We start from the raw sequence: 23,137 nt of genomic DNA, 5'->3' as shown, positions 1-23,137 counted from the left end.
TTCTTTTTTCCAGGCGAGCGACGGCCGCATACAAATCATTGAAGTTACATTAAATGTATGGGCGCTACTGCAGGGCGGCTCAGGCACTTTACTGCCCGTTGGTACCCTGGCTGTTGGCCGGTGCTTGCCTGGGTCGTGGAGTTCAAGCTCGGCGGAGAAAAACTAATACATCGCCAAACAACTTAACAAGTGTAATTTTGATTATTTTCAGTTGTCGTTTTTTCAAGTATGAGAGTGTCCGATAAAACTATTTGAATAAGTTTTATTTGGGCGTAGTTGCTCCTTTCGGCTAATAAAGGCCAAAATCGAATAAACAGAGTGAATGCCTCACTCGAAGCAACTTTTTAATTAAAAGAATGAAGTTTTTTGAGGGGATGAAAGTTGGCCCGCAACGACGCCGATTCTTTCCTTTTCCCGTGACAAGGCTCCTTCCGTAGGTTCCTGTTGCGGGGACTGCGCCGGCGGTGCGGTGCGTCGCCCGTTCTTTTTTGGGTTGGCTGTTCAAGAGTGCGGGTAAATGGCCGCCACGGCTATTACCGATTTTTCATTGCAGGAGTGCAATTTCCGGGCTGATCGGCGCAGGGAGGGTAGAGCGAAGACGGGGATATGCCAGCGGATTCGTGGCTGTCGGCAGGAGGGATTTGTAAGCGGGTTATTCGCCGGGCGGACGCACTGGTCCGGGCCCGGCGTGCAGGGTTCAGCGCGCGGCTTTGCGCTGTTGTCCGGCGGGGCTGGCGAGATAGCGGGTGATAACCTCGACACCGCGATTGAGGTGTTGTTTGAGCAGTGCGACGGCGTGATCGATATCGCGCTCGATCACCGCTTGCAGCATGGCGCGGTGATCGTCCTGAGAGAGTTTGCCCAGGCCCATGGCTTCAAGGTTGAAGCGCAGGAAACGTTCTTCCTCGTTAAGTCCGTCTTCGACCAGGCGTAACAGGCGCTGGTTGGGGGCTTTGCAATACAGCGCCATGTGGAACAAGCGGTTGAGACGGCCGATTTCCGTGTAGTCGTGTTGCGTCTCGAGTTCTTCGATATAACCGGCGGCGCGTGCATGATCGGCTGGCGTCAGCAGCGCGATGGACTGGCGCATGGCTTCGGTCTCGAGCAGGATCCGCAATTCGTAGGTTTCCGTGGCGTCGCCCTGAATCAACGCCGCAACCACGGCGCCCTTGTGTGCGGTAACGCTCAGCAGTTCCTGCGCTTCGAGCTGGCGCAAGGCTTCGCGCACGGGCATGCGACTGACACCGAACAGATCGGCCAGATCCTGCTGGCGCAGGGCGGTGCCGCACGGCAAACGACCATCGAGGATGGCAGCACGCAGGGTTTCTTCGATGATCGAGCGGGCCAGGTGCGCGGGAATCGGCCCATCGACTTTGATGCTCTGTAGCGGTTTGGGCTTCTGTGTCACGACTACGCACCCTGTAGGTCGGCGGAATTTGGATCCAAAGGACACTAGTGATTGCTCTACAAGTTGTCAAACCGTGTAAAGGTTGTGTGCCTGAAAACAGTTTAGCGCGCTGGCGATGATCTCATGGTGCCATTGTTTTTTAGCGGGCTAAGCTTCACCATCAAACGCTTTCCTTCCTGCCCCCCGGAAACCTGCTGTGGCGCTACGTTTCGCGATCCCCCGGACTCTGCGCTGGCTAGGCTGCGCACTGCTGCTGGCCAGCCTCATGCTGGGCGGTCTGCATGCCGATTGGGATTTTTCCGCCATCAGCCGCAAGGCCACGGCCCTCTATGGACCGCTGGGCGCCGGCCAGCAGCGGATCGACGCTTGGCAAAATCTGTTGGCCACACAGAAACAAGTCAGCGAAATGGAAAAGCTCAAAGTGGTGAACCTGTTTTTCAACAAACAGATGCGCTACGTCGAGGACATCGACCTGTGGCACGAGGTCGACTATTGGGAAACCCCGATCGAAGCGCTGTGGAAGGGCGCCGGCGACTGCGAAGACTATGCGATCGCCAAATATTTCAGCCTGCGCCATCTCGGGGTTTCCAGTGACAAGCTGCGCATCACCTACGTCAAGGCCCTGCGCCAGAACCGCGCGCACATGGTGCTGACGTACTATGCCACTGCCGATGCGATGCCGTTGGTGCTCGACAGCCTGATTGATCCGATCCAGCCAGCCTCCCAGCGAACCGATTTGCTGCCGGTCTACTCTTTCAATGCTGAGGGTCTGTATCTGCCGGGGGCCAAGGGCAACAAAAAGGTTGGCGACACCAAACGCCTGTCGCGTTGGCAGGATGTGTTGAAGAAAATGCAGGCCGAAGGTTTTCCGGTCGAAACGATTAACTAGGAGCACGCGCTCAGATGTCTTTGTTCAAACAGCTGTTGATCGCTATCTGTCTGTTCCTGGTGGTCGCCTTCACCGGCAGCTTCATGGTCAGTCTGGAGAGCTCGCGCACCCAGTACGTCAACCAGTTGCGCTCCCACGCCCAGGACGCCGCCACGGCGCTGGCGTTGTCGCTGACGCCGAATATCGACGACCCGGCGATGGTCGAGTTGCTGGTCAGTTCGATCTTCGACAGCGGTTATTACGCGAGCATCCGTGTGGTCGATCTGAAGACCGACCAGACGATTGTCGAGCGCAACGGCATCCCGGCCGTCAGCAATGTGCCGGACTGGTTCGTCAAACTGATCGGTCTCGAACCTGCCGGTGGCGACGCGCTGGTCAGCCGTGGCTGGGAGCAGGCGGCGCGGGTCGAGGTGGTCAGCCATCCGATGTTCGCCGTGGCCAAACTGTGGCAGAGCGCGTTGGGCAGCCTTGGCTGGCTGCTGATCTGCGGCGCGGTAAGTGCGGTGCTCGGTGCGTTGTTGCTGCGCCGGCAATTGAAGCCGCTGGATTACATGGTCAAACAGTCCCACGCCATCGCCCGTCGCGAATTCCTCAGCCTGCCGGAATTGCCGCGCACCCCTGAGTTGCGTCGCGTGGTGCAAGCGATGAATCAGATGGTCGAGAAGCTCAAGGCGCTGTTCCAGGAGCAGGCCGAGCGCAGTGAAAAACTGCGCACCGAGTCCTATCAGGACAACCTTACCGGTCTGGCTAACCGGCGCTATTTCGAGATGCAGTTGAACAATCGGGTGAGCAACCCGGAGCAGGCCAGTTCTGGTTATCTGCTGCTGTTGCGGGTCAAGGATCTGGCCGGACTGAACCAGCGTCTCGGTGGTCAGCGCACCGACGAATTGTTGAAAGCGGTCGGCGAGCAACTGTCGCGCGAATGCGCCAAATACCCGGAAACGCAAAACCTCGTCACCCGTATTCGCGGCGGTGAATTCGCCGTGCTGGCGCCGGGGCTGGTGCGCGAAGAAGCGCTGCAACTGGCGCAGAACCTCGACAGCGCGCTGGGCAGCTTGCACGCGACGGGCGCGACGGATGTGCCGGCGGTCGCCTCCATCGGCCTCGCGCCGTTCGCCCATGGCGACTCGCCGCAAGCCGTGCTGACCCTTGGCGATCAGGCGCTGGCGCAGGCCGAGGGGCAGGGCGAGCAGAACTGGGCGTGCATCGATCAGAGCCTGACGGCGGATGTCGGTGACGATCACCATGCCTGGCATCGCCTGCTGGATCAGGCGTTGAGTCAGCAACGTTTCGAGCTGTATTTCCAACCGGTGGTGGCCGCGCAGGACACGCAACTGGTGCTGCATTACAAAGTGCTTTCGCGCTTGCTCGATGAGCAGGGCCAGACCATTCCGGCCGGGCGTTTCCTGCCATGGCTGGAGCGTTTCGGCTGGACCGCACGCCTGGATCGCCTGATGCTCGAACGTGTACTGGAGCAGATGAAAGCGCATGAGGATTCGCTGGCGCTGAATCTTTCCTCGGCGACCCTGGCCGATTCGCAGGCGCTGAACAAAGTCTTCGAGATCCTGCGCGCGCATTCCAACCTTGGCCCACGCCTGACCCTGGAAATCGGCGAAGAGCAATTGCCGGAGCAAGCGGTACTGGAGCAGTTGACCCGACGTCTGCGTGAGCTGGGTTTCTCGCTGAGCCTGCAACGCTTTGGCGGACGCTTCAGCATGATCGGCAACCTGGCGCGGTTGGGCCTGGCTTACCTGAAGATCGACGGCAGCTACATTCGCGCGATTGATCAGGAGAGCGACAAGCGTCTGTTCATCGAAGCGATCCAGCGCGCGGCCCACAGCATTGACCTGCCGCTGATTGCCGAGCGGGTCGAGACGGAAGGGGAATTGTCGGTGATTCGCGAGATGGGCTTGTATGGGGTTCAGGGGCAGTTGTTCGGTGAGCCGAAGCCCTGGAACTGATCGTTCCCACGCTCCGCGTGGGAATGCAGCCCGTGACGCTCTGCGTCACAAAGGTAGTTGAGCGGTGCGGCCGGAACGCAGAGCGTCCCTTGATGCATTCCCACGCGGAGCGTGGGAACGATCAGCCCTGGAACATCAGATCAACCCGGTCTCTTCATCATCAATCAACTGACTCAACCCGCCCAACGCTTCCCGTGCCTGGGTACGGTCCATCAGCTTGGCCTGCGCTGCCGGCGGCAGGTCGGTGACGCGGATCACGCCTTTCTGGGTCAGCACCTGAATCAGGTCGTCGAGTACCCGAATCATTTCAAAGTCGCTCTGCTTGAGCTGTTTGAGGCTGTTTTCCACGGCTTCATTGGCGTACCACGCCTGGATTTCGTGGTGGTCGGCCGGCAGCGTTTCCGTGGCCTCGGCGTACGCCGCAGCTTCCACGCGAATCAACTGGCCTTGCGCATCGCGTTGCACGTAAAACATTGAGCATCCCTCGGAAATGAACCAGCGTCATGCTGTCAGCAGCATAGCCAACTGCGCGCAAGTATGCGGTGCGGTGACGCAATCGTCACCGGTGCGCTGGCGCTGAATGTGACGACCGCCCCAGAGGGGCGGCCGTTTGTTCACGGATCAGCTGTTGTTGTGGTCAACCTTGATGGTCGGATCGCTGCCGGCGATCAGGTTGTGGATGTTGGCGCTCGACCAGTTATTGCCTTCCAGTTTGATCGTCACGTCCGGCGTGGCAGCGGCGGCGTCGCCGGAGTTGAACTTGCCGCCCGAACTGACTTGCAGCGACGACACGCCGTCGACCGTGGTGATCTTCAGGAAGTTGTCGATGGTGCTGCCGGTCTCGCCCTGCAACAGGTCACGCAGGTCGATGCGATCACCTTGGCTGGCATTGAAGTCCTTGATCACATCGTTGCCGGTGTCGCCCGACTTCCAGACGAAGGTGTCGGCACCCGAGCCGCCAATCAGGATGTCGTTGCCCTGACCGCCGATCAGCGTGTCGTTGCCGGTGCCGCCGAGCAGGATGTCATTGCCTTTGCCGCCATCGAGCAAGTCATTGCCGCCGGAGCCGAACAGGATGTCATTGCCCGCTCCGCCCAACAGCGTGTCGTTGCCGTCATGTGCGCCGGACACATCGAACGCCTGATAATGCTCGGTGATGTACTGGTGCACGTTGCTGGTGGTGACTTTGCTGACGTCGACGCCGGTCTGCTGCGCAACGAACGCCTGCATCGCCTGGTAACCCTCGCCGGCAATACCGTTGAAGCTCACCAGATCGCCGAACAGGATGTCGTTGCCGTCGCCACCGCTGACGATATCGTTGCCCGGCATCGTCGCTTCGGTGTGGCCGATGATCGAGTTGGCCAGATCCTTCGGATCGATGTTGGTCTGCGGCGTCTTGTCCGAGTCGTACGGCTTCAGGTCGTTGAGGCTGACGCCGCTGTTGAGGCCGATGGCTTCCACGTTCGACAGACCGCTGAGCAATGCGAAGCTGCTGTTGGCGTTGGTGGTGGTGTAGTAATCGGTGCTGCTACCGCTGCCCGCCAGGCCAGAGAACTCGTAGGTACCGTCGCCCTGGGCGTGCAGCGTGCCGAAGTTCTGGTACGTCCAGTTACCGCCCGATTTGGTCCAGACCGTCACCGAGCCGTTCGCGCTGATATCGATCTGGTGCGAGCTGTCCGGATACAGGCTGACGGCTGTCCCCAACTTGTAGTTGGTGGTGGTGATCAGGCTATCGAGGGTTTTGTTGCCGTACAGGTACGGGTTGGTCGACTCGCCGGTCTGGTAGTAGGTCGGCTGGCCGTCGGTGATGAAGTACGTGAGGTTCTTCGCACCGGTGTTGGCCACCGCTTCAGCGCTCTGGAAGAAGTTGGCGGTGGTTTTGAACACGTCCTCGTAGTTGGTGCCGCCCCCGGACGTCATGGAGTCCAGCACAGCCTTGAGCTTGGTCAGCGCGTTCGGGTCGTTGAGGTTCACCGACACCGACTGTTTGACCTGAGTATCGAAGTCCACCAGGAAGATGTTCACCGTGCCCGAGTTGCTGCCGCCCAGACTCTGCTTGAGGGTGTTGAACACCGAGGTCAGCGAGTCTTTCGCGGCGTTCAGCGACGAAGTGCTCATACTGCCCGAGCTGTCGACCATGAACGCGATGTTGTAGTTGGTGCCCGGCACCACGGTCAGACCGCCAATGTCGGCGACCATGATGTCGTTGCCATCGGTGCCGTTGAAGGTGTCATCGCCGGAAGTGGCGACCGAAGCGGTATAGACCGCCGGCACCACGGTGACCGGAATGGTCGCGGTGCTGCTGGCCGAACCGCCCACGTATTCGGTGGAGGTCGAGGTCACGGTCAGGTTGAACTGGCCGTTGTAGTAGGTCGGCGGGGTCACGGTCAGGCTGCCGAGGTTCCAGCCAGTGACGTTGGCTTCGCCATTGCTCGCGGTGACGGTAAACGTGTGGCCTGCGCCGTCGCTCAGCACCGAGCCGACCGGCGCGCCGCTGATCTTCACGCTCAGGGTTTCCGAGCCGTCGGTGTCGGTCAGCGCGGTGCTGATCGCCGACAGTTTCACCGTGGTGCCTTCGGCGCCGGTGTTGAGTTTGTAGCCGTCGTAATAGCCTTCGCCGTTGGTGCCGTGCAGGTCGGAGACAGTCACCCCAGAGTTCACCAGATCCTGCACACCGGTGTAGATCGGTACGCCGGCGCTGCTCAGGTCGATCGGCGTGCTGCCATTGACCGACAGGTTGACGTCGTAGCTGCCCGGGCCGCTCTGGTTGTGGTGGTAGATGTCCAGGGTGTAGTAGCCGCTGGTGGTCGGGGTGAACGATCCATTGATCGCGCCGCCCGCGCCCCAGGTGCCCGACGCCACGTTTTTACCGCCGATGGTGATCAGCAGACTGTCATCGGCGACGCCGCTGAAGGTGTAGGTCTTGCCGGCTTCCAGATAGATCAGGCCGGACGTCTTCGACGCCGTACCTGCTGCCACGCTGCCGTCGGATTGCACGTTGGTCACGCTGCCGCTGGAGTTCGGCGTGCCAGCGCCGTCGATCACGTTTTTCAACGTGGTCGAATCTGCGCCGTTGCCGCTGGTGCCGAGGCCCGACAGGCCGGTCCAGACTTCCTTGATCAGGCCGGTGGACTTCACGCTGTTGTCGGCCACGCTCACGGTCGGGGCATCCGCCACTGGCGTGATGTCGATCTTCACCGTGCCGGTGTTGCCCAGCAGTTGGCTGTCGGTTGGCTGGAACTTGATCTGCGCGTAGTCAGCCTGGTTGTTGCCCATGCCAGTGCCGCCGTAACCGTTGACACCCGACTCGTTGGCATCCGGCATGAAGCGCAGTTTGCCAGCGTCGATATCAGCCTTGCTGAAGGTCTGGTTGTTGGCGACGTCTTTCCAGGTCGAACCGTCGAGGTACTGCAGTTTGCCTTCGCCCGGCAGCTGGGTGATTTTGATGCCCAGGTTGCTGGCCGGGCTGTCGACGTCGGTCACACCGAAGGTCGACCAGCCGAGTACCAGAGGGGTGTCTTCAGTACCGGTGACGTTGCTCGGTGCGGCGACCGGTGCGTCGTTGACCGCCACCACGTTGACCGTGGTGGTCGCGGTGTTGGAGTAGTTGCCGCCATCGGTCACGGTCACGGTGATGATCCGCGGCACGGTGCTCGGGTTTTCACTGCCGTTGGTGAAGCTGATGTTCTTGATGGCCTGCATGTAGTCGGCCAGCGTCGCATTGCCCGACAGGGTCAGCGTCACAGTGCCGTTGGTGCTGTTGGCATTGATGGTGATGCCGTTGACGCTGTTGCCCAGGTTCAACGCATCGCCGTCCTGACGGTTGGTCAGCACCACGGTGGCGCCGGTCAGCATGGTGCTGTCCGGGTCAGTGATGCTGATGTCGGTGTCAGCAATCGACACGCCGGCGCCCGGGGTGTTTTCGGTGAAGGTCACCTTGTAGTCGGCACCGGTCGCCCCGCTGGAATTGTTGGCATCGAGGTCGATGACCGGCGGCGCATCGTTGTCGATGATCGAGGTGCTGACGCTGCCGTTGGTGCTGCTGACCGCGAGGTTCTCGAAGTTGCCGCCCGTGGCCGAGTCGATCTTGACCACGAAGTTCTCGGTGCCTTCGGTGATCTTGTCATCGATGGTGGCGACGTTGAACTGCGCGCTGCTCGCACCTGCCGGGATCTTCACGGTGTAAACGCCAGTGAAGTCGGAACCGTCGGCGGCGGTACCGCTGTAGACGATTTTCAGGGTCACTTCGGTTTGCGCCGGGTGGTTCAGGCTGACGGTGTAGCTGGCGGTCTGGCCTTCGGTCACCGAGGTGCTGCCGGTGATGCTGACGGTGGTGGTGTCGATGGTGTCGGTGACGCTGGTCACGGCTGGTGTGTTGTTGGTCACCAGGTTCTCGAAGTTGCCGCCGCTGGTGCCAGTGATGGTTGCCTGCACGGTGCCGGCGTCTTTGTAGACGTCGTCAGCCGGAGCCGGAACGGTCACGGTGCCGGTGGTTTTGCCCGCTTCGATAGTGATCACCGAGCCGTTGCTCAGGGTCACGGTCACTGGCGAGCCAGCAGCGTTGGTCAGGGTCGCGGTGTAGGTGATCTGGCCACCTTCGGCCACGGTGCCGGTCGCCGACAGCGACAGGTTGGTGGTGTCGACGGTGTCGGTCACGGTGGTGCTGACCGGGGTATTGTCGGCCACGAGGTTTTCGTAGTTGCCGCCCGTCACGTTGCTGATCGAGTTGGTCAGCGGCGCATGACCGGTCAACGCATCGTTCGGTGCGGTGGTGGTGACGGTGCCGGTGGTTTTGCCGATGTCGATGGTGATCTGCTGACCGTTGGCCAGGGTCACGACGACAGGTGCGCCGGTGACTGGCGCGCCCACAGTGGCGGTGTAGACGACGGTGCCACCCTCGGCCGCTGTACCGGTTGCGGTCAGTTTGACTGTGGTGGTGTCGATGGTGTCGGTCACGCTGGTCACGGCCGGAGTCGTGCTTGGTACCAGGTTTTCGAAGTTGCCACCGGTGGCGTTGCTGATCGTCGCCTGCACGGTACCGGCGTCTTTGTAGACGTCGTCGGCTGGCGCTGGAACGGTGACGGTGCCGGTGGTTTTGCCGGCTTCGATGGTGATGACTGCACCGTTCGACAGGGTCACGGTCACTGGTGAGCCAGCGGCATTGGTCAGCGTGGCGGTGTAAACAATCGAGCCACCTTCGGCCACGGTGCCGGTCGCGCTGAGCGACAGGTTAGTGGTGTCGACGGTATCGGTCACGGTGGTGCTGACCGGAGTCTTGTCCGCAACGAGGTTTTCGTAGTTGCCGCCGGTGACGTTGGTGATCGAGTTGGTCAGCGGAGCATGGCCGGTCAGCGCATCGTTCGGTGCGGTGGTGGTCACGGTGCCGGTGGTTTTGCCGATGTCGATGGTGATCTGCTGACCGTTGGCCAGGGTCACGACGACAGGCGAGCCGGTCACAGGTGCGCCGACGGTGGCGGTGTAGACGACGTTGCCGCCCTCGGCCGCTGTGCCGGTTGCGCTCAGCTTCACGGTGGTGGTGTCGATGGTGTCGGTCACGCTGGTCACAGCCGGCGTCGTGCTCGGCACCAGGTTTTCGAAGTTGCCGCCCGTTGCGGTGCTGATCGTCGCCTGCACAGTGCCGGCGTCTTTGTAGACGTCGTCAGCCGGTGCCGGAACGGTCACGGTGCCGGTGGTTTTACCAGCGTCGATAGTGATCACGGCGCCGTTCGACAGGGTCACGGTGACTGGCGAGCCTGCAGCGTTGGTCAGCGTGGCGGTGTAAACGATCGAACCGCCCTCGGCGACCGAGTTGGTGGCACTCAGGGACAGGTTGGTGGTGTCGACGGTGTCGGTCACGGTGGTGCTGACCGGTGTTTTGTCGGCTACGAGATTCTCGTAGTTGCCGCCGGTTACGCCGGTGATCGAATTGGTCAGCGGTGCGTGGCCGGTCAACACGTCGTTCGGCGCGGTGGTGGTCACGGTGCCAGTGGTTTTGCCCACTTCGATGGTGATGTTCTGACCGTTGGCCAGGGTCACGGTGACCGGCGAACCGGTGACTGGCGCACCGACCGTGGCGGTGTAGGTGACGGTACCGCCCTCAGCCGCCGACTCGGTCGCGGTCAGTTTGACGGTGGTGGTGTCGATGGTGTCGGTCACGCTGGTGACGGCGGGTGTCGTGCTTGGCACCAGGTTTTCGAAGTTGCCACCAGTGGCGGTGCTGATGGTTGCCTGCACGGTGCCGGCGTCTTTGTAAACGTCATCGGCTGGCGCTGGAACGGTTACGGTACCGGTGGTTTTGCCTGCCTCGATGGTGATGACCGAGCCGTTGCTCAGGGTTACGGTCACTGGCGAGCCAGCGGCGTTGGTCAGGGTCGCGGTGTAAACAATCGAGCCACCTTCAGCGACTGATGGGGTAGCGCTGAGCGACAGATTGGTGGTGTCGACGGTATCGGTCACGGTGGTGCTGACCGGGGTTTTGTCGGCGACGAGGTTCTCGTAGTTGCCGCCGGTTACGTTGGTGATCGAGTTGGTAATCGGCGCGTGGCCAGTCAGCGCATCGTTCGGTGCGGTGGTGGTCACGGTGCCGGTGGTTTTACCCATCTCGATGGTGATGTTCTGACCATTGGCCAGTGTCACGACCACCGGCGAACCGGTAACAGGGGCACCAACCGTCGCGGTGTAGGTAACAGTGCCACCCTCAGCCGCCGACTCGGTCGCGGTCAGTTTGACCGTGGTGGTGTCGATGGTGTCGGTGACGTTGGTGACTGCCGGCACAGTGCTCGGCACCAGGTTTTCGAAGTTGCCGCCAGTCGCGGTGGAAATGGTCGCTTCGACCTTGCCCGCGTCTTTGTAAACGTCATCAGCCGGAGCTGGAACGGTCACGGTGCCAGTCGTTTTGCCCGCCTCAATCGTAATGACGGCGCCGTTCGACAGGGTTACGGTCACTGGCGAGCCAGCGGCGTTGGTCAGGGTCGCGGTGTAAACAATCGAGCCACCTTCAGCGACTGATGGGGTAGCGCTCAGCGACAGATTGGTGGTGTCGACGGTATCGGTGACGTTGGTCGAAACCGGGGTCTTGTCGGCAACGAGGTTCTCGTAATTGCCGCCGCTCACGTCGGTGATCGAGTTGGTAATCGGCGCGTGGCCGGTCAACGCATCGTTCGGTGCGGTGGTGGTCACGGTGCCGGTGGTTTTACCCACTTCGATGGTGATGTTCTGACCGTTGGACAGGGTCACGACCACAGGCGAGCCAGTCACTGGCGCGCCAACAGTAGCGGTGTAAGTGACAGTGCCGCCTTCAGCCACGGACGTATCGGCAGTGAGTTTCACGGTTGAAGTGTCGATGGTGTCAGTTACTTCGGTAACGGCCGGTGTCGTGCTTGGCACCAGGTTCTCGAAGTTGCCACCGGTGGCGGTACTGATAGTCGCCTGCACGGTGCCCGCGTCTTTGTAAACGTCATCAGCCGGAGCTGGAACGGTCACGGTGCCAGTCGTTTTGCCCGCCTCAATCGTGATGACGGCGCCGTTCGACAGGGTCACGGTCACTGGCGAGCCAGCAGCGTTGGTCAGGGTCGCGGTGTAGGTGATCTGACCACCTTCGGCCACGGTACCGGTGGCGCTCAACGACAGATTGGTGGTGTCGACGGTATCGGTGACCGTGGTCGAAACCGGCGTTTTGTCGGCAACCAGATTCTCGTAATTGCCGCCGCTCACGTCGGTGATCGAGTTGGTAATCGGCGCGTGGCCGGTCAACGCATCGTTCGGGGCGGTGGTGGTCACGGTGCCGGTGGTTTTACCCACTTCGATGGTGATGTTCTGACCGTTGGACAGGGTCACGACCACAGGCGAGCCAGTCACTGGCGCGCCAACAGTAGCGGTGTAAGTGACAGTGCCGCCTTCAGCCACGGACGTATCGGCAGTCAGTTTGACGGTCGAGGTGTCGATGGTGTCGGTCACTTCGGTAACGGCCGGAACAGTGCTCGGCACCAGGTTCTCGAAGTTGCCACCGGTGGCGGTTGAAATGGTTGCCTCGACCTTGCCTGCATCTTTGTAGACGTCATCAGCCGGAGCCGGAACGGTCACGGTGCCGGTGGTTTTACCAGCGTCGATGGTGATAACGGCGCCGTTCGACAGGGTCACGGTCACTGGCGAGCCAGCGGCGTTAGTCAGAGTCGCGGTGTAAACGATCGAGCCACCTTCGGCGACCGAGTTGGTAGCGCTCAGCGACAGATTGGTGGTGTCGACGGTATCGGTCACGGTGGTGCTGACCGGGGTCTTGTCGGCAACGAGGTTCTCGTAGTTGCCGCCGTCTACGTTGGTGATCGAGTTGGTCAGCGGCGCGTGACCGGTCAATGCATCGTTCGGCGCAGTGGTGGTCACGGTGCCAGTGGTTTTGCCGACCTCAATGGTGATCTGCTGACCGTTGGCCAATGTCACCACGACCGGAGAACCGGTCACGGGGGCGCCAACAGTGGCGGTGTAAGTGACAGTGCCGCCTTCAGCCACGGACGTATCGGCAGTCAGTTTGACCGTCGAAGTGTCGATGGTGTCGGTCACTTCGGTCACGGCCGGAACAGTGCTCGGCACCAGGTTTTCGAAGTTACCGCCAGTAGCGGTCGAAATGGTCGCTTCGACTTTTCCTGCATCTTTGTAGACGTCATCCGCCGGTGCCGGAACGGTCACAGTGCCATTGGTTTTACCCGCCTCGATGGTGATCACCGCGCCGTTCGACAAGGTCACGGTCACTGGCGAGCCAGCAGCGTTGGTCAGCGTCGCGGTGTAAACAATCGAACCGCCCTCAGCGACAGAACCGGTGGCGCTCAACGACAGATTGGTGGTGTCGACGGTATCGGTGACGTTGGTCGAAACCGGGGTCTTGTCGGCAACCAGATTCTCGTAGTTGCCGCCGGTTACACCGGTGATCGAGTTGGTCAGCGGCGCATGGCCGGTCAATGCATCGTTCGGCGCAGTGAAAGTCACGGTGCCGCTGGTTTTACCGACTTCGATGGTGATGTTCTGACCATTGGCCAGCGTCACCACAACTGGAGAGCCAGTGACTGGCGCACCCACAGTCGCGGTGTAAACAACCGCGCCACCTTCAGCGGCGGTCTCGGTCGCCGTGAGTTTCACGGTCGAGGTGTCGATGGTGTCAGTTACTTCGGTCACGGCCGGAACAGTGCTCGGCACCAGGTTTTCGAAGTTGCCACCGGTAGCAGTCGAAATGGTCGCTTCGACCTTGCCTGCGTCTTTGTAAACGTCATCAGCCGGGGCTGGAACAGTCACGGTGCCAGTGGTTTTGCCGGCTTCGATGGTGATCACGGCGCCGTTCGACAAGGTCACGGTCACTGGCGAGCCAGCAGCGTTGGTCAGGGTCGCGGTGTAGATGATCTGGCCACCTTCGGCCACGGTGCCGGTCGCACTCAGCGACAGGTTGGTGGTGTCGACGGTATCGGTGACGTTGGTCGAAACCGGGGTCTTGTCGGCAACGAGGTTCTCGTAATTGCCGCCGCTCACGTCGGTGATCGCGTTGGTCAGCGGCGCGTGGCCGGTCAACGCATCGTTCGGCGCAGTGAAGGTCACGGTGCCGGTGGTTTTACCCACTTCGATGGTGATGTTCTGACCATTGGCCAGGGTCACGGTGACCGGCGAACCGGTCACAGGAGCACCGACAGTTGCGGTGTAAGTAACGGTGCCACCCTCAGCCGCCGACTCGGTCGCGGTCAGTTTGACGGTGGTGGTGTCGATGGTGTCGGTGACGTTGGTCACGGCCGGAACAGTGCTCGGCACCAGGTTTTCGAAGTTGCCGCCGGTGGCAGTCGAAATGGTCGCTTCAACTTTGCCCGCGTCTTTGTAAACGTCATCAGCCGGAGCCGGGACAGTGACGGTGCCAGTGGTTTTACCCGCGTCGATGGTGATTACGGCGCCGTTTGACAGGGTCACAGTCACCGGTGTGCCGGCCGGGTTGGTCAGCGTTGCGGTGTAAACGATCGAACCGCCCTCAGCCACCGAATCGGTAGCGGTCAGGTTCAGATTGGTGGTGTCGGTGGTGTCCGTAACCGTGGTGTCGGCCGACTTGCCGTCGGTCACCAGTTTTTCGTAGTTGCCGCCAGTCGCGCCGTCGATGGTCACGCTCAACGAGCTGCCGCCCGCCAATGGGCTGTTCGGCGCAACGAAATTCACGGTACCGCTGGTTTCACCGACAGCGATGGTGATGGTCTGGCCGTTGGACAGGGTCACGACAACCGGCGAACCGGTCACGGGCGCAGTGACGGTCGCGGTGTAGACCACGGTTTCGCCTTCGGCGACGTTGGCCGTGGCGGTCAGCGACACGGTGGACGTGTCGATGGTGTCGTTGACGGTGGTGACCGCCGGAGTCGTATTGGTGACGAGGTTTTCGAAGTCGCCACCGGTCGCGCCCTTGATGGTCGCTTCAACAGTGCCGGCGTCTTTGTAGACGTCGTCCTTCGGTGCGTCGACGGTCACGGTGCCGGTGGTTTTACCGGCCTCGATGGTGATGGTCGCGCCATTGCTCAACGTTACGGTGACCGGGCTGCCGGCCGCGTTGGTCAAGGTGGCGGTGTAGGTGATCTGGCCACCTTCGTTCACCGTGCCAGTGGCGCTGAGCGACAGGTTGGTGGTGTCGACGGTGTCGGTCACGGTGGTGCTGACTGGGGTTTTGTCGGCCACGAGGTTTTCGTAGTTGCCGCCGGTGACGTCAGTGATCGAGTTGGTCAGCGGCGCGTGACCGGTCAACGCGTCGTTTGGCGCGGTGGTGGTGACGGTACCGGTGGTTTTACCCACTTCGATGGTGATGTTCTGGCCGTTGGCCAACGTTACGACAACCGGCGAGCCAGTGACTGGCGCGCCAACGGTGGCGGTGTAGGTGACAGTGCCACCCTCGGCTGCCGACTCGGTGGCCGTCAGTTTGACGGTCGAGGTGTCGATGGTGTCAGTGACGTCAGTCACCGCTGGCGTGGTGCTCGGAACGAGGTTCTCGAAGTTGCCGCCGGTTGCCTCCTTGATCGTCACTTCGACTTTGCCGGCGTCTTTGTAGACGTCATCGGCAGGTGCCGGAACGGTCACGGTGCCCGTTGTTTTGCCTGCCTCGATGGTGATTACCGAACCATTCGAAAGCGTTACGGTGACCGGCGAACCTGCCGCGTTGGTCAGCGTCGCGGTGTAAACAATCGAGCCGCCTTCAGCCACAGTACCGGTCGCCGTCAGCGACAGGTTGGTGGTGTCGACAGTGTCGGTGACGTTGGTCGAAACCGGGGTCTTGTCGGCAACCAGATTTTCGTAATTGCCGCCGCTCACGTCAGTGATCGCGTTGGTCAGCGGCGCGTGGCCGGTCAACGCGTCGTTCGGTGCGGTGGTGGTGACGGTGCCAGTGGTTTTGCCGACTTCGATGGTGATGTTCTGACCATTGGCCAGGGTCACAACCACAGGCGAACCGGTCACCGGTGCGCCAACGGTCGCGGTGTAAGTAACGGTGCCACCTTCAGCTGCCGATTCAGTCGCGGTCAGTTTGACGGTGGTGGTGTCGATGGTATCGGTGACTTCGGTGACAGCCGGAACGGTGCTCGGCACCAGATTCTCGAAATTGCCGCCCGTGGCAGTCGAAATGGTCGCTTCGACCTTGCCTGCGTCTTTGTAAACGTCATCAGCCGGGGCTGGAACGGTCACGGTGCCGGTGGTTTTGCCAGCCTCGATGGTGATTACGGCGCCGTTCGACAGGGTTACGGTCACTGGCGAGCCAGCGGCGTTGGTCAGTGTCGCGGTGTACGTGATCGAACCGCCCTCGGCGACCGAGTTGGTGGCGCTGAGCGACAGGTTGGTGGTGTCGGTGGTGTCCGTCACGCTGGTGCTGACCGGGGTTTTGTCTGCTACGAGATTTTCGTAGTTGCCGCCCGTCACACCGGTGATCGAGTTGCTCAGTGGTGCCTGGCCAACCAAAGCGTCGTTTGGCGCGGTGCTGGTAACGGTGCCAGTGGTTTTGCCGACTTCAATGGTGATCTGCTGACCGTTGGCCAACGTCACCACGACAGGCGAACCGGTGACTGGTGCACCAACGGTAGCGGTGTAAGTGACAGTGCCACCTTCAGCCACGGTGGTGTCGGCGGTCAGTTTGACGCTCGAAGTGTCGATGGTGTCGGTGACTTCAGTAACGGCCGGAGTGGTGCTCGGCACCAGATTCTCGAAGTTGCCGCCGGTAGCGTCCTTGATGGTGACTTCGACTTTGCCGGCATCTTTATAAACGTCATCGGCAGGTGCCGGAACGGTGACGGTGCCGGTGGTTTTACCCGCTTCGATGGTGATCACCGAGCCATTGCTCAGGGTCACGGTCACTGGCGTGCCGGCCGGATTGGTCAGGGTCGCGGTGTAAACGATCGAGCCGCCCTCAGCCACAGTCCCGGTCGCACTCAGCGTCAGATTGGTGGTGTCGGTGGTGTCGGTCACGCTGGTGCTGACCGGGGTTTTGTCGGCGACGAGGTTTTCGTAGTTGCCGCCGGCAACGCCAGTAATCGAGTTGCTCAGTGGTGCCTGGCCGACCAGTGCATCGTTCGGCGCAGTGGTGGTTACGGTGCCAGTGGTTTTACCGACTTCGATGGTGATGCTCTGGCCGTTGGCCAGGGTCACGACAACCGGCGAACCAGTGACTGGCGCACCAACGGTGGCGGTATAAGTTACGGTGCCACCTTCAGCCACGGTGCTGTCGGCGGTCAGTTTCACGGTCGAAGTGTCGATGGTATCGCTGACTTCGGTAACGGCCGGAACGGTGCTCGGCACCAGGTTCTCGAAATTGCCGCCAGTGGCAGTGGAAATGGTCGCTTCGACCTTGCCCGCGTCTTTGTAAACGTCATCCGCCGGCGCCGGAACGGTCACGGTGCCGCTGGTTTTGCCAGCCTCGATGGTGATGACTGCACCGTTACTCAGGGTCACGGTGACCGGCGAGCCAGCCGCATTGGTCAGGGTCGCGGTGTAAACGATCGAACCGCCTTCAGCCACGGAACCGGTCGCGCTCAGCGACAGGTTGGTGGTGTCGACGGTGTCGGTCACGGTGGTGCTGACCGGGGTTTTGTCGGCAACGAGATTCTCGTAATTGCCGCCGCTCACGTCGGTGATCGAATTGCTCAGCGGCGCGTGGCCGGTCAGCGCATCGTTCGGCGCAGTAGTGGTCACGGTGCCGGTGGTTTTGCCCACTTCGATAGTGATCTGTTGGCCGTTGGCCAAGGTCACTACGACAGGTGAACCAGTGACTGGCGCGCCAACGGTCGCGGTGTAAGTGACGGTGCCACCTTCAGCCACGGTGGTGTCGGCGGTCAGTTTGACGGTCGAAGTGTCGATGGTGTCGGTGACTTCAGTAACGGCCGGAGTGGTGCTCGGCACCAGATTCTCGAAATTGCCACCGGTGGCGTCCTTGATCGTCACTTCAATTTTGCCGGCGTCTTTGTAGACGTCATCGGCGGGCGCTGGAACCGTTACGGTGCCAGTGGTTTTCCCCGCTTCGATGGTGATCACCGAGCCGTTGCTCAGGGTCACAGTGACGGGCGAGCCTGCTGCGTTGGTCAGCGTGGCGGTGTAAGTGATCTGGCCGCCTTCAGCCACGGAACCGGTCGCGCTCAGCGACAGATTGGTGGTGTCAGTGGTGTCGGTCACGCTGGTGCTGACCGGGGTTTTGTCGGCGACGAGGTTTTCGTAGTTGCCGCCGGTGACGCCAGTAATCGAGTTGCTCAGTGGTGCCTGGCCCACCAGTGCGTCGTTCGGCGCGGTAGTGGTGACGGTGCCAGTGGTTTTACCCACTTCGATGGTGATGCTCTGGCCGTTGGCCAGGGTCACGACAACCGGCGAACCAGTGACTGGCGCGCCAACAGTCGCGGTGTAAGTGACGGTGCCACCTTCAGCTACGGTGGTGTCGGCCGTCAGTTTCACGGTCGAAGTGTCGATGGTATCGGTCACGTCAGTGACGGCTGGGACGGTGCTCGGAACGAGGTTCTCGAAATGGCCGCCCGTGGCGTCCTTGATGGTGACTTCGACTTTGCCGGCGTCTTTGTAAACGTCATCGGCAGGTGCCGGAACGGTCACGGTGCCGGTGGTTTTACCGGCGTCGATGGTAATCACCGAACCGTTCGACAGGGTCACAGTGACGGGCGAGCCTGCTGCGTTGGTCAGCGTGGCGGTGTAAGTGATCTGGCCGCCTTCGGCCACGGTCCCCGTCGCGCTCAGCGTCAGGTCTGTGGTGTCAGTGGTGTCAGTGACCGTGGTGCTGACCGGGGTTTTATCGGCAACGAGGTTCTCGTAATTGCCGCCGCTCACGTCGGTGATCGAGTTGCTCAGCGGCGCGTGGCCGGTCAGCGCATCGTTCGGCGCAGTAGTGGTCACGGTGCCGGTGGTTTTACCCACTTCGATAGTGATCTGCTGGCCGTTGGCCAAAGTCACCACAACTGGCGAACCGGTCACCGGCGCACCAACGGTGGCGGTGTAAGTGACGGTGCCACCTTCAGCCACGGTAGTGTCGGCGGTCAGTTTTACGGTCGAGGTGTCGATGGTGTCAGTGACTTCGGTGACGGCCGGAGTGGTGCTCGGCACCAGATTCTCGAAATTGCCGCCGGTAGCGTCCTTGATGGTCACTTCGACTTTGCCGGCGTCCTTGTAGACGTCATCGGCAGGGGCCGGAACAGTCACGGTACCGGTGGTTTTGCCCGCCTCGATGGTGATCACCGAGCCATTGCTCAGGGTCACGGTCACCGGCGTGCCGGCCGGATTGGTCAGGGTCGCGGTGTAAACAATCGAACCGCCCTCAGCCACGGAACCGGTCGCGCTCAGTGTCAGGTCGGTAGTGTCGGTGACGTCAGTGACGGTGGTCGAAACCGGGGTTTTGTCGGCCACCAGGTCTTCGTAATTACCGCCAGAAACACCGGTGATCGAGTTGGTCAGCGGCGCATTGCCGGCCAACGCGTCGTTAGGCGCGGTGGTGGTCACAGTGCCGGTGGTTTTGCCGATGTCGATGGTGATCTGCTGACCGTTGGCCAGGGTCACGACGACAGGCGAACCGGTCACTGGCGCACCGACAGTGGCGGTGTAAGTGACGGTGCCACCTTCAGCCACGGTGGTGTCGGCGGTCAGTTTTACGGTCGAGGTGTCGATGGTGTCAGTGACTTCGGTAACGGCCGGAACGGTGCTCGGCACCAGATTCTCGAAGTTGCCGCCGGTAGCGTCCGTGATCGTCACTTCAACTTTGCCGGCATCTTTATAGACGTCATCGGCAGGCGCTGGAACGGTCACGGTGCCGGTGGTCTTGCCCGCTTCGATGGTGATCACCGAACCGTTGCTCAGGGTCACGGTCACCGGAGTTTGCGCGGCATTGGTCAGGGTCGCGGTGTAAACGATCGAGCCACCCTCGGCAACAGAGCCGGTGGCGCTGAGGCTCAGGCCGGTGTTGTCGATCGAATCGGTAATGGTGGTGGTCGCTGGCGTCGTGTTCGGCACCAGGTTCTCGAAGTTGCCACCGGATGTTCCGGTAATGGTGGTGCTGACGGTGCCGCCATTGTTGTAGACGTCGTTCGGCGCGGTTGGCACGTTGACGCTGCCGCTGGTCTTGCCGGCTTCAATGGTGATGGTCGAACCGTTCGACAGGGTAATGGTGACCGGTGTCTGCGCAGCGTTGGTCAGGGTCGCGGTGTAGGTGATCTCGCCACCTTCGACGACGGTGCCGGTGGCGGTAAGGCTCACGCTGGTGGTGTCGATCGAGTCGGTCACGATGGTGGTCGCTGGCGTCGTGTTCGGCACCAGGTTCTCGAAGTTGCCGCCGGTTGCACCGGTAATGGTGGTGCTGACGGTGCCGCCATTGTTGTAGACGTCGTTCGGTGCGGTCGGCACGTTGACGGTGCCGGTGGTCTGGCCGGCTTCAATGGTGATGGTCGAACCGTTCGACAGGGTGACGGTGACCGGCGTCTGCGCCGGGTTGGTCAGGGTCGCGGTGTAGGTGATCTGGCCACCTTCGACCACGGTGCCGGTGGCGGTCAGGGTCAGGCCGGTGTTATCGATCGAATCGGTGATGGTGGTCACCGCCGGAGTCGGGTTCGGCACCAAGTTTTCGAAGTTGCCGCCGGTGGCACCGGTGATGGTCGTGGTGACCGTGCTGCCGTTGTTATAGACGTCGTTGGCCGGCGTCGGCACGTTGACGGTGCCAGTGGTCTGGCCGGCGCCGATGGTGATGGTCGAGCCGTTCGACAGGGTGACGGTCACCGGGGTTTGCGCCGGGTTGGTCAGGGTCGCGGTGTAGGTGATCTGGCCGCCTTCGGTGACGCTCGGGCCCGCCGTCAGGGTGACGGTGGTGGTGTCGATGGTGTCGGTGACCTGAGTCGTGGCCGGAGTGGTCGGAGTGGTCACGGTGATGCCGTTGCCGCCGGTGGTACCGGTGACGGTCACGTCAATCTGGGTCGGGTCGTTATAAACGGTGTCGTTCGGTGCCAGCGGCACGTTGACGGTGCCGGTGGTGGAACCGGCCGGAATCACGATCACCGCGCCGTTGGACAGGGTGATGGTCAGGTCGGTCAGTGGCGCCTGGGTCAGGGTCGCGGTGTACACCAGCACGCCGCCGGCCTCGGTGATGGTCGGCGTGGCGCTGAGGCTCAGGGTCGACTCACGCAGGGCGTTGGTGGTGGTGTCGGTGGTCTGTCCACCAGTGATGTTTTGCGCCGCTTGCGCGCCGGAGTTGATCCCCTCCGTCGGGAAGCCAATGGTCGGATCAACGCGACCCGCCGTGGCATCGAGCATCACGAAGCTGTGGCCGCCGCCAGCCGCACCGCCAGTACCCGCAGCTGAAGGGCCGGCAGCGGTGGCTTCAAGAGCAGTAGTCGGGTCGACACCCGCGGCAATCGCTTGCTGCAGTTCTGCTACCGACGGCGCAGCCTGCGCGGTGGCTTCGGCCAGGTCAGTGCTGGAGTCGGGCGCGTTGGCGCTCCACTGAGTTTCGCGACCCAGATCCAGAGTGCGGCCATCAGCCAGTTCCAGCGACACGGCGCCGGAGAGGCCGGTGTCGATCTGGTCGCCGACGAACAGACGATCGCCTTCAACGAGCACGCGGCGTACACCCTCAGGGGAGACCACGAATACCTGACCGACAATGCTTTTGACGATGGCAACAACACTGCTCATTGAAGACTCTCCGGGTGTTACGTTCAGTTGACTTCCATTGCCTGATGGCTCGGCGCCGATTCAGTCTGGACGTACTTTAAAAATTTGCGAATCAAGTTTGACGCGTCTCTTCGTCAATAATTTGGCTAGATTCTTTCGCTATTAACTTTATGCCAAACTATTGACCTTCTGGGTGCCATCCTAAACAATCGCCCCACTAATGTCACATTGATATTTCCGCGGCGACCTGTCCTTCAGCGTGTGATCCAGTTCCTGTTTTGAACTTTCCGACATACGGTCATTCCGGTTGCCATCATCCGCCGCAGCACCACGTTTTGCTGTGATTCAAGACAAGTAGTTCTGGGAAATCTTTACCATGCGTTCGCATTTGTTCAAGGCTCTACCTTTCGCTCTCGCCGCTTCATTCGCACAAGCACAATCCTTACCAGAAGCCATGCAACAGGCCTTGGATGTCCATCCGGAAATCCAGGCAGGGGTCAACAGTCGTTTGGCCGCGGATTATCAGTTAAAGGCTGCAAAAGGTGGATACCTGCCCAAGGTCGATCTGCTCGGCGGTTACGGCCGTGAAGGCACCGACAGCGTGACCACCCGCGCTAATGGCGGCGGCAATCACTGGGAAACCCTGAACCGCAGCGAGTCAAGTTTACGTCTCTCGCAAATGGTCTTTGACGGTTTTGCGACGTCCAGCGAGGTCGGGCGTCAACAAGCCACCGTTAACTCCCGCGCCTACTCGCTGCTCGGCACTTCCGAGCGCACTGCGCTGACCGTCGCCCAGGTGTATCTGGACGTGCTGACCCGCCGTGAATTCGTGCGTCTGGCCGAAGAAAACCTCAAGAGCCACCAGCGCATCTACGACCAGATCCAGTTGCGCACCCAGCGCGGCGTCGGCAGCGGTGCCGACCTCGATCAGGCCGAAGCGCGGATGGCCCAGGCCCGCAACAATCTGATCACCGAACAGACCAATCTGGCCGACTCGGAAACCAACTTCCTCAGCGCTGTTGGCCAGATGCCTGACCAGCTCGAGCGTCCGGCGCCGTTCATGGCGATGATGCCGGCCAACCTCAATGAGGCGCGCCAGCAGATGCTGGAAAACAGCCCGATCTTGCGTTCGGCCGAGTCCGACATCGCCGCTGCCGAAAAGCAGTACGAAACCGCCAAGTCGACCTTCTACCCGCGTTTCGATGCTGAATTGGGCCGCACCGCCGATAACGATCTCGACGGCCAGAACGGTCACAACAACGAATGGCAGGCCATGCTGCGCATGCGCTTCAACCTGTATTCGGGCGGCAGCAACAAGGCCGATCTGGAATCCAAGTCGTACCTGTCGAACCAGGCGCTGGACATCCGCAACAACGCCCTGCGTCAGTTGAACGAAGAACTGGGCCTGGCCTGGAACGCCTTGAACAACGCCAACGCGCAAGTGCCGATCGCGCAGCAGTACGTCGATCACAGCACCTCGGTGCGTACCGCGTACCAGCGCCAGTTCAGCCTCGGCGAGCGAACCCTGCTCGATTTGCTCGACAGCGAAAACGAGTTGTTCACCGCTTCGCGGCGTCTGGCGGAAATCAAAAACATTCAGTTATTTACTCAGTATCGAATCAAGGCGACCATGGGCGAGTTGCTCAGAAGCCAGGGAGTGGTCGCACCGTTGGCATCCGTTGTGCAAAACGACGTGAAGCCCAAGGTCCAGCTGCCTGGGATGAATTGAGTTATCCCTTTTCA

Annotated in this window: 6 protein-coding genes; 3 read left to right on the top strand and 3 right to left on the bottom strand. The window is 61.2% G+C overall.

The features are described 5' to 3' along the window. Positions 1-697: 697 nt before the first annotated feature. Positions 698-1,408, bottom strand: a complete 711-nt coding sequence (locus ACIONG_RS11765; RefSeq protein ID WP_401299449.1) for a GntR family transcriptional regulator — start codon at positions 1,406-1,408, stop codon at positions 698-700. Positions 1,409-1,604: 196 nt separating this feature from the next. On the opposite strand from ACIONG_RS11765, the gene lapG reads away from it, so the two are divergent. After that, positions 1,605-2,297 carry a cysteine protease LapG gene (gene lapG, locus ACIONG_RS11760; protein ID WP_401299446.1) on the top strand — a complete coding sequence of 231 codons (693 nt, stop codon included), beginning with the start codon at positions 1,605-1,607 and terminating at the stop codon, positions 2,295-2,297. A gap of 14 nt (positions 2,298-2,311) precedes the next feature. Further along, the gene (gene lapD, locus ACIONG_RS11755) at positions 2,312-4,258 is read left to right on the top strand and encodes a cyclic di-GMP receptor LapD (RefSeq protein ID WP_103306852.1); all 1,947 of its coding nucleotides are present in this window, start codon (positions 2,312-2,314) and stop codon (positions 4,256-4,258) included. 135 nt (positions 4,259-4,393) lie between these two features. Here lapD and ACIONG_RS11750 read toward each other — a convergent pair whose 3' ends face one another. Both ACIONG_RS11750 and ACIONG_RS11745 read right to left on the bottom strand, forming a co-directional pair. After that, complete coding sequence (locus ACIONG_RS11750; RefSeq protein ID WP_103306853.1) at positions 4,394-4,732, bottom strand: tryptophan synthase subunit beta; 339 nt, start codon at positions 4,730-4,732, stop codon at positions 4,394-4,396. A 147-nt stretch (positions 4,733-4,879) separates the two neighbouring features. Then, positions 4,880-21,415: a LapA family giant adhesin gene (locus ACIONG_RS11745; RefSeq protein ID WP_401299440.1), complete on the bottom strand. Its 16,536-nt coding sequence runs from the start codon at positions 21,413-21,415 to the stop codon at positions 4,880-4,882. Between the two features lie 355 nt (positions 21,416-21,770). On the opposite strand from ACIONG_RS11745, the gene ACIONG_RS11740 reads away from it, so the two are divergent. Next, complete coding sequence (locus ACIONG_RS11740; RefSeq protein ID WP_123529544.1) at positions 21,771-23,123, top strand: TolC family outer membrane protein; 1,353 nt, start codon at positions 21,771-21,773, stop codon at positions 23,121-23,123. Positions 23,124-23,137: the final 14 nt, after the last annotated feature.

It is taken from the genome of Pseudomonas sp. NPDC087817, assembly GCF_044742875.1.
GTDB lineage: Bacteria > Pseudomonadota > Gammaproteobacteria > Pseudomonadales > Pseudomonadaceae > Aquipseudomonas.
Note: the sequence above shows the minus strand (reverse complement) of the source record. Positions and strands in the feature narration are given on the sequence as shown.

Excerpts from the sequence above, each read along its gene's own strand:
- lapD (WP_103306852.1), top strand. The coding sequence starts at position 2,312 with ATGTCTTTGTTCAAACAGCTGTTGATCGCTATCTGTCTGTTCCTGGTG.
- ACIONG_RS11750 (WP_103306853.1), bottom strand. The coding sequence starts at position 4,732 with ATGTTTTACGTGCAACGCGATGCGCAAGGCCAGTTGATTCGCGTGGAA.
- ACIONG_RS11745 (WP_401299440.1), bottom strand. The coding sequence starts at position 21,415 with ATGAGCAGTGTTGTTGCCATCGTCAAAAGCATTGTCGGTCAGGTATTC.
- ACIONG_RS11740 (WP_123529544.1), top strand. The coding sequence starts at position 21,771 with ATGCGTTCGCATTTGTTCAAGGCTCTACCTTTCGCTCTCGCCGCTTCA.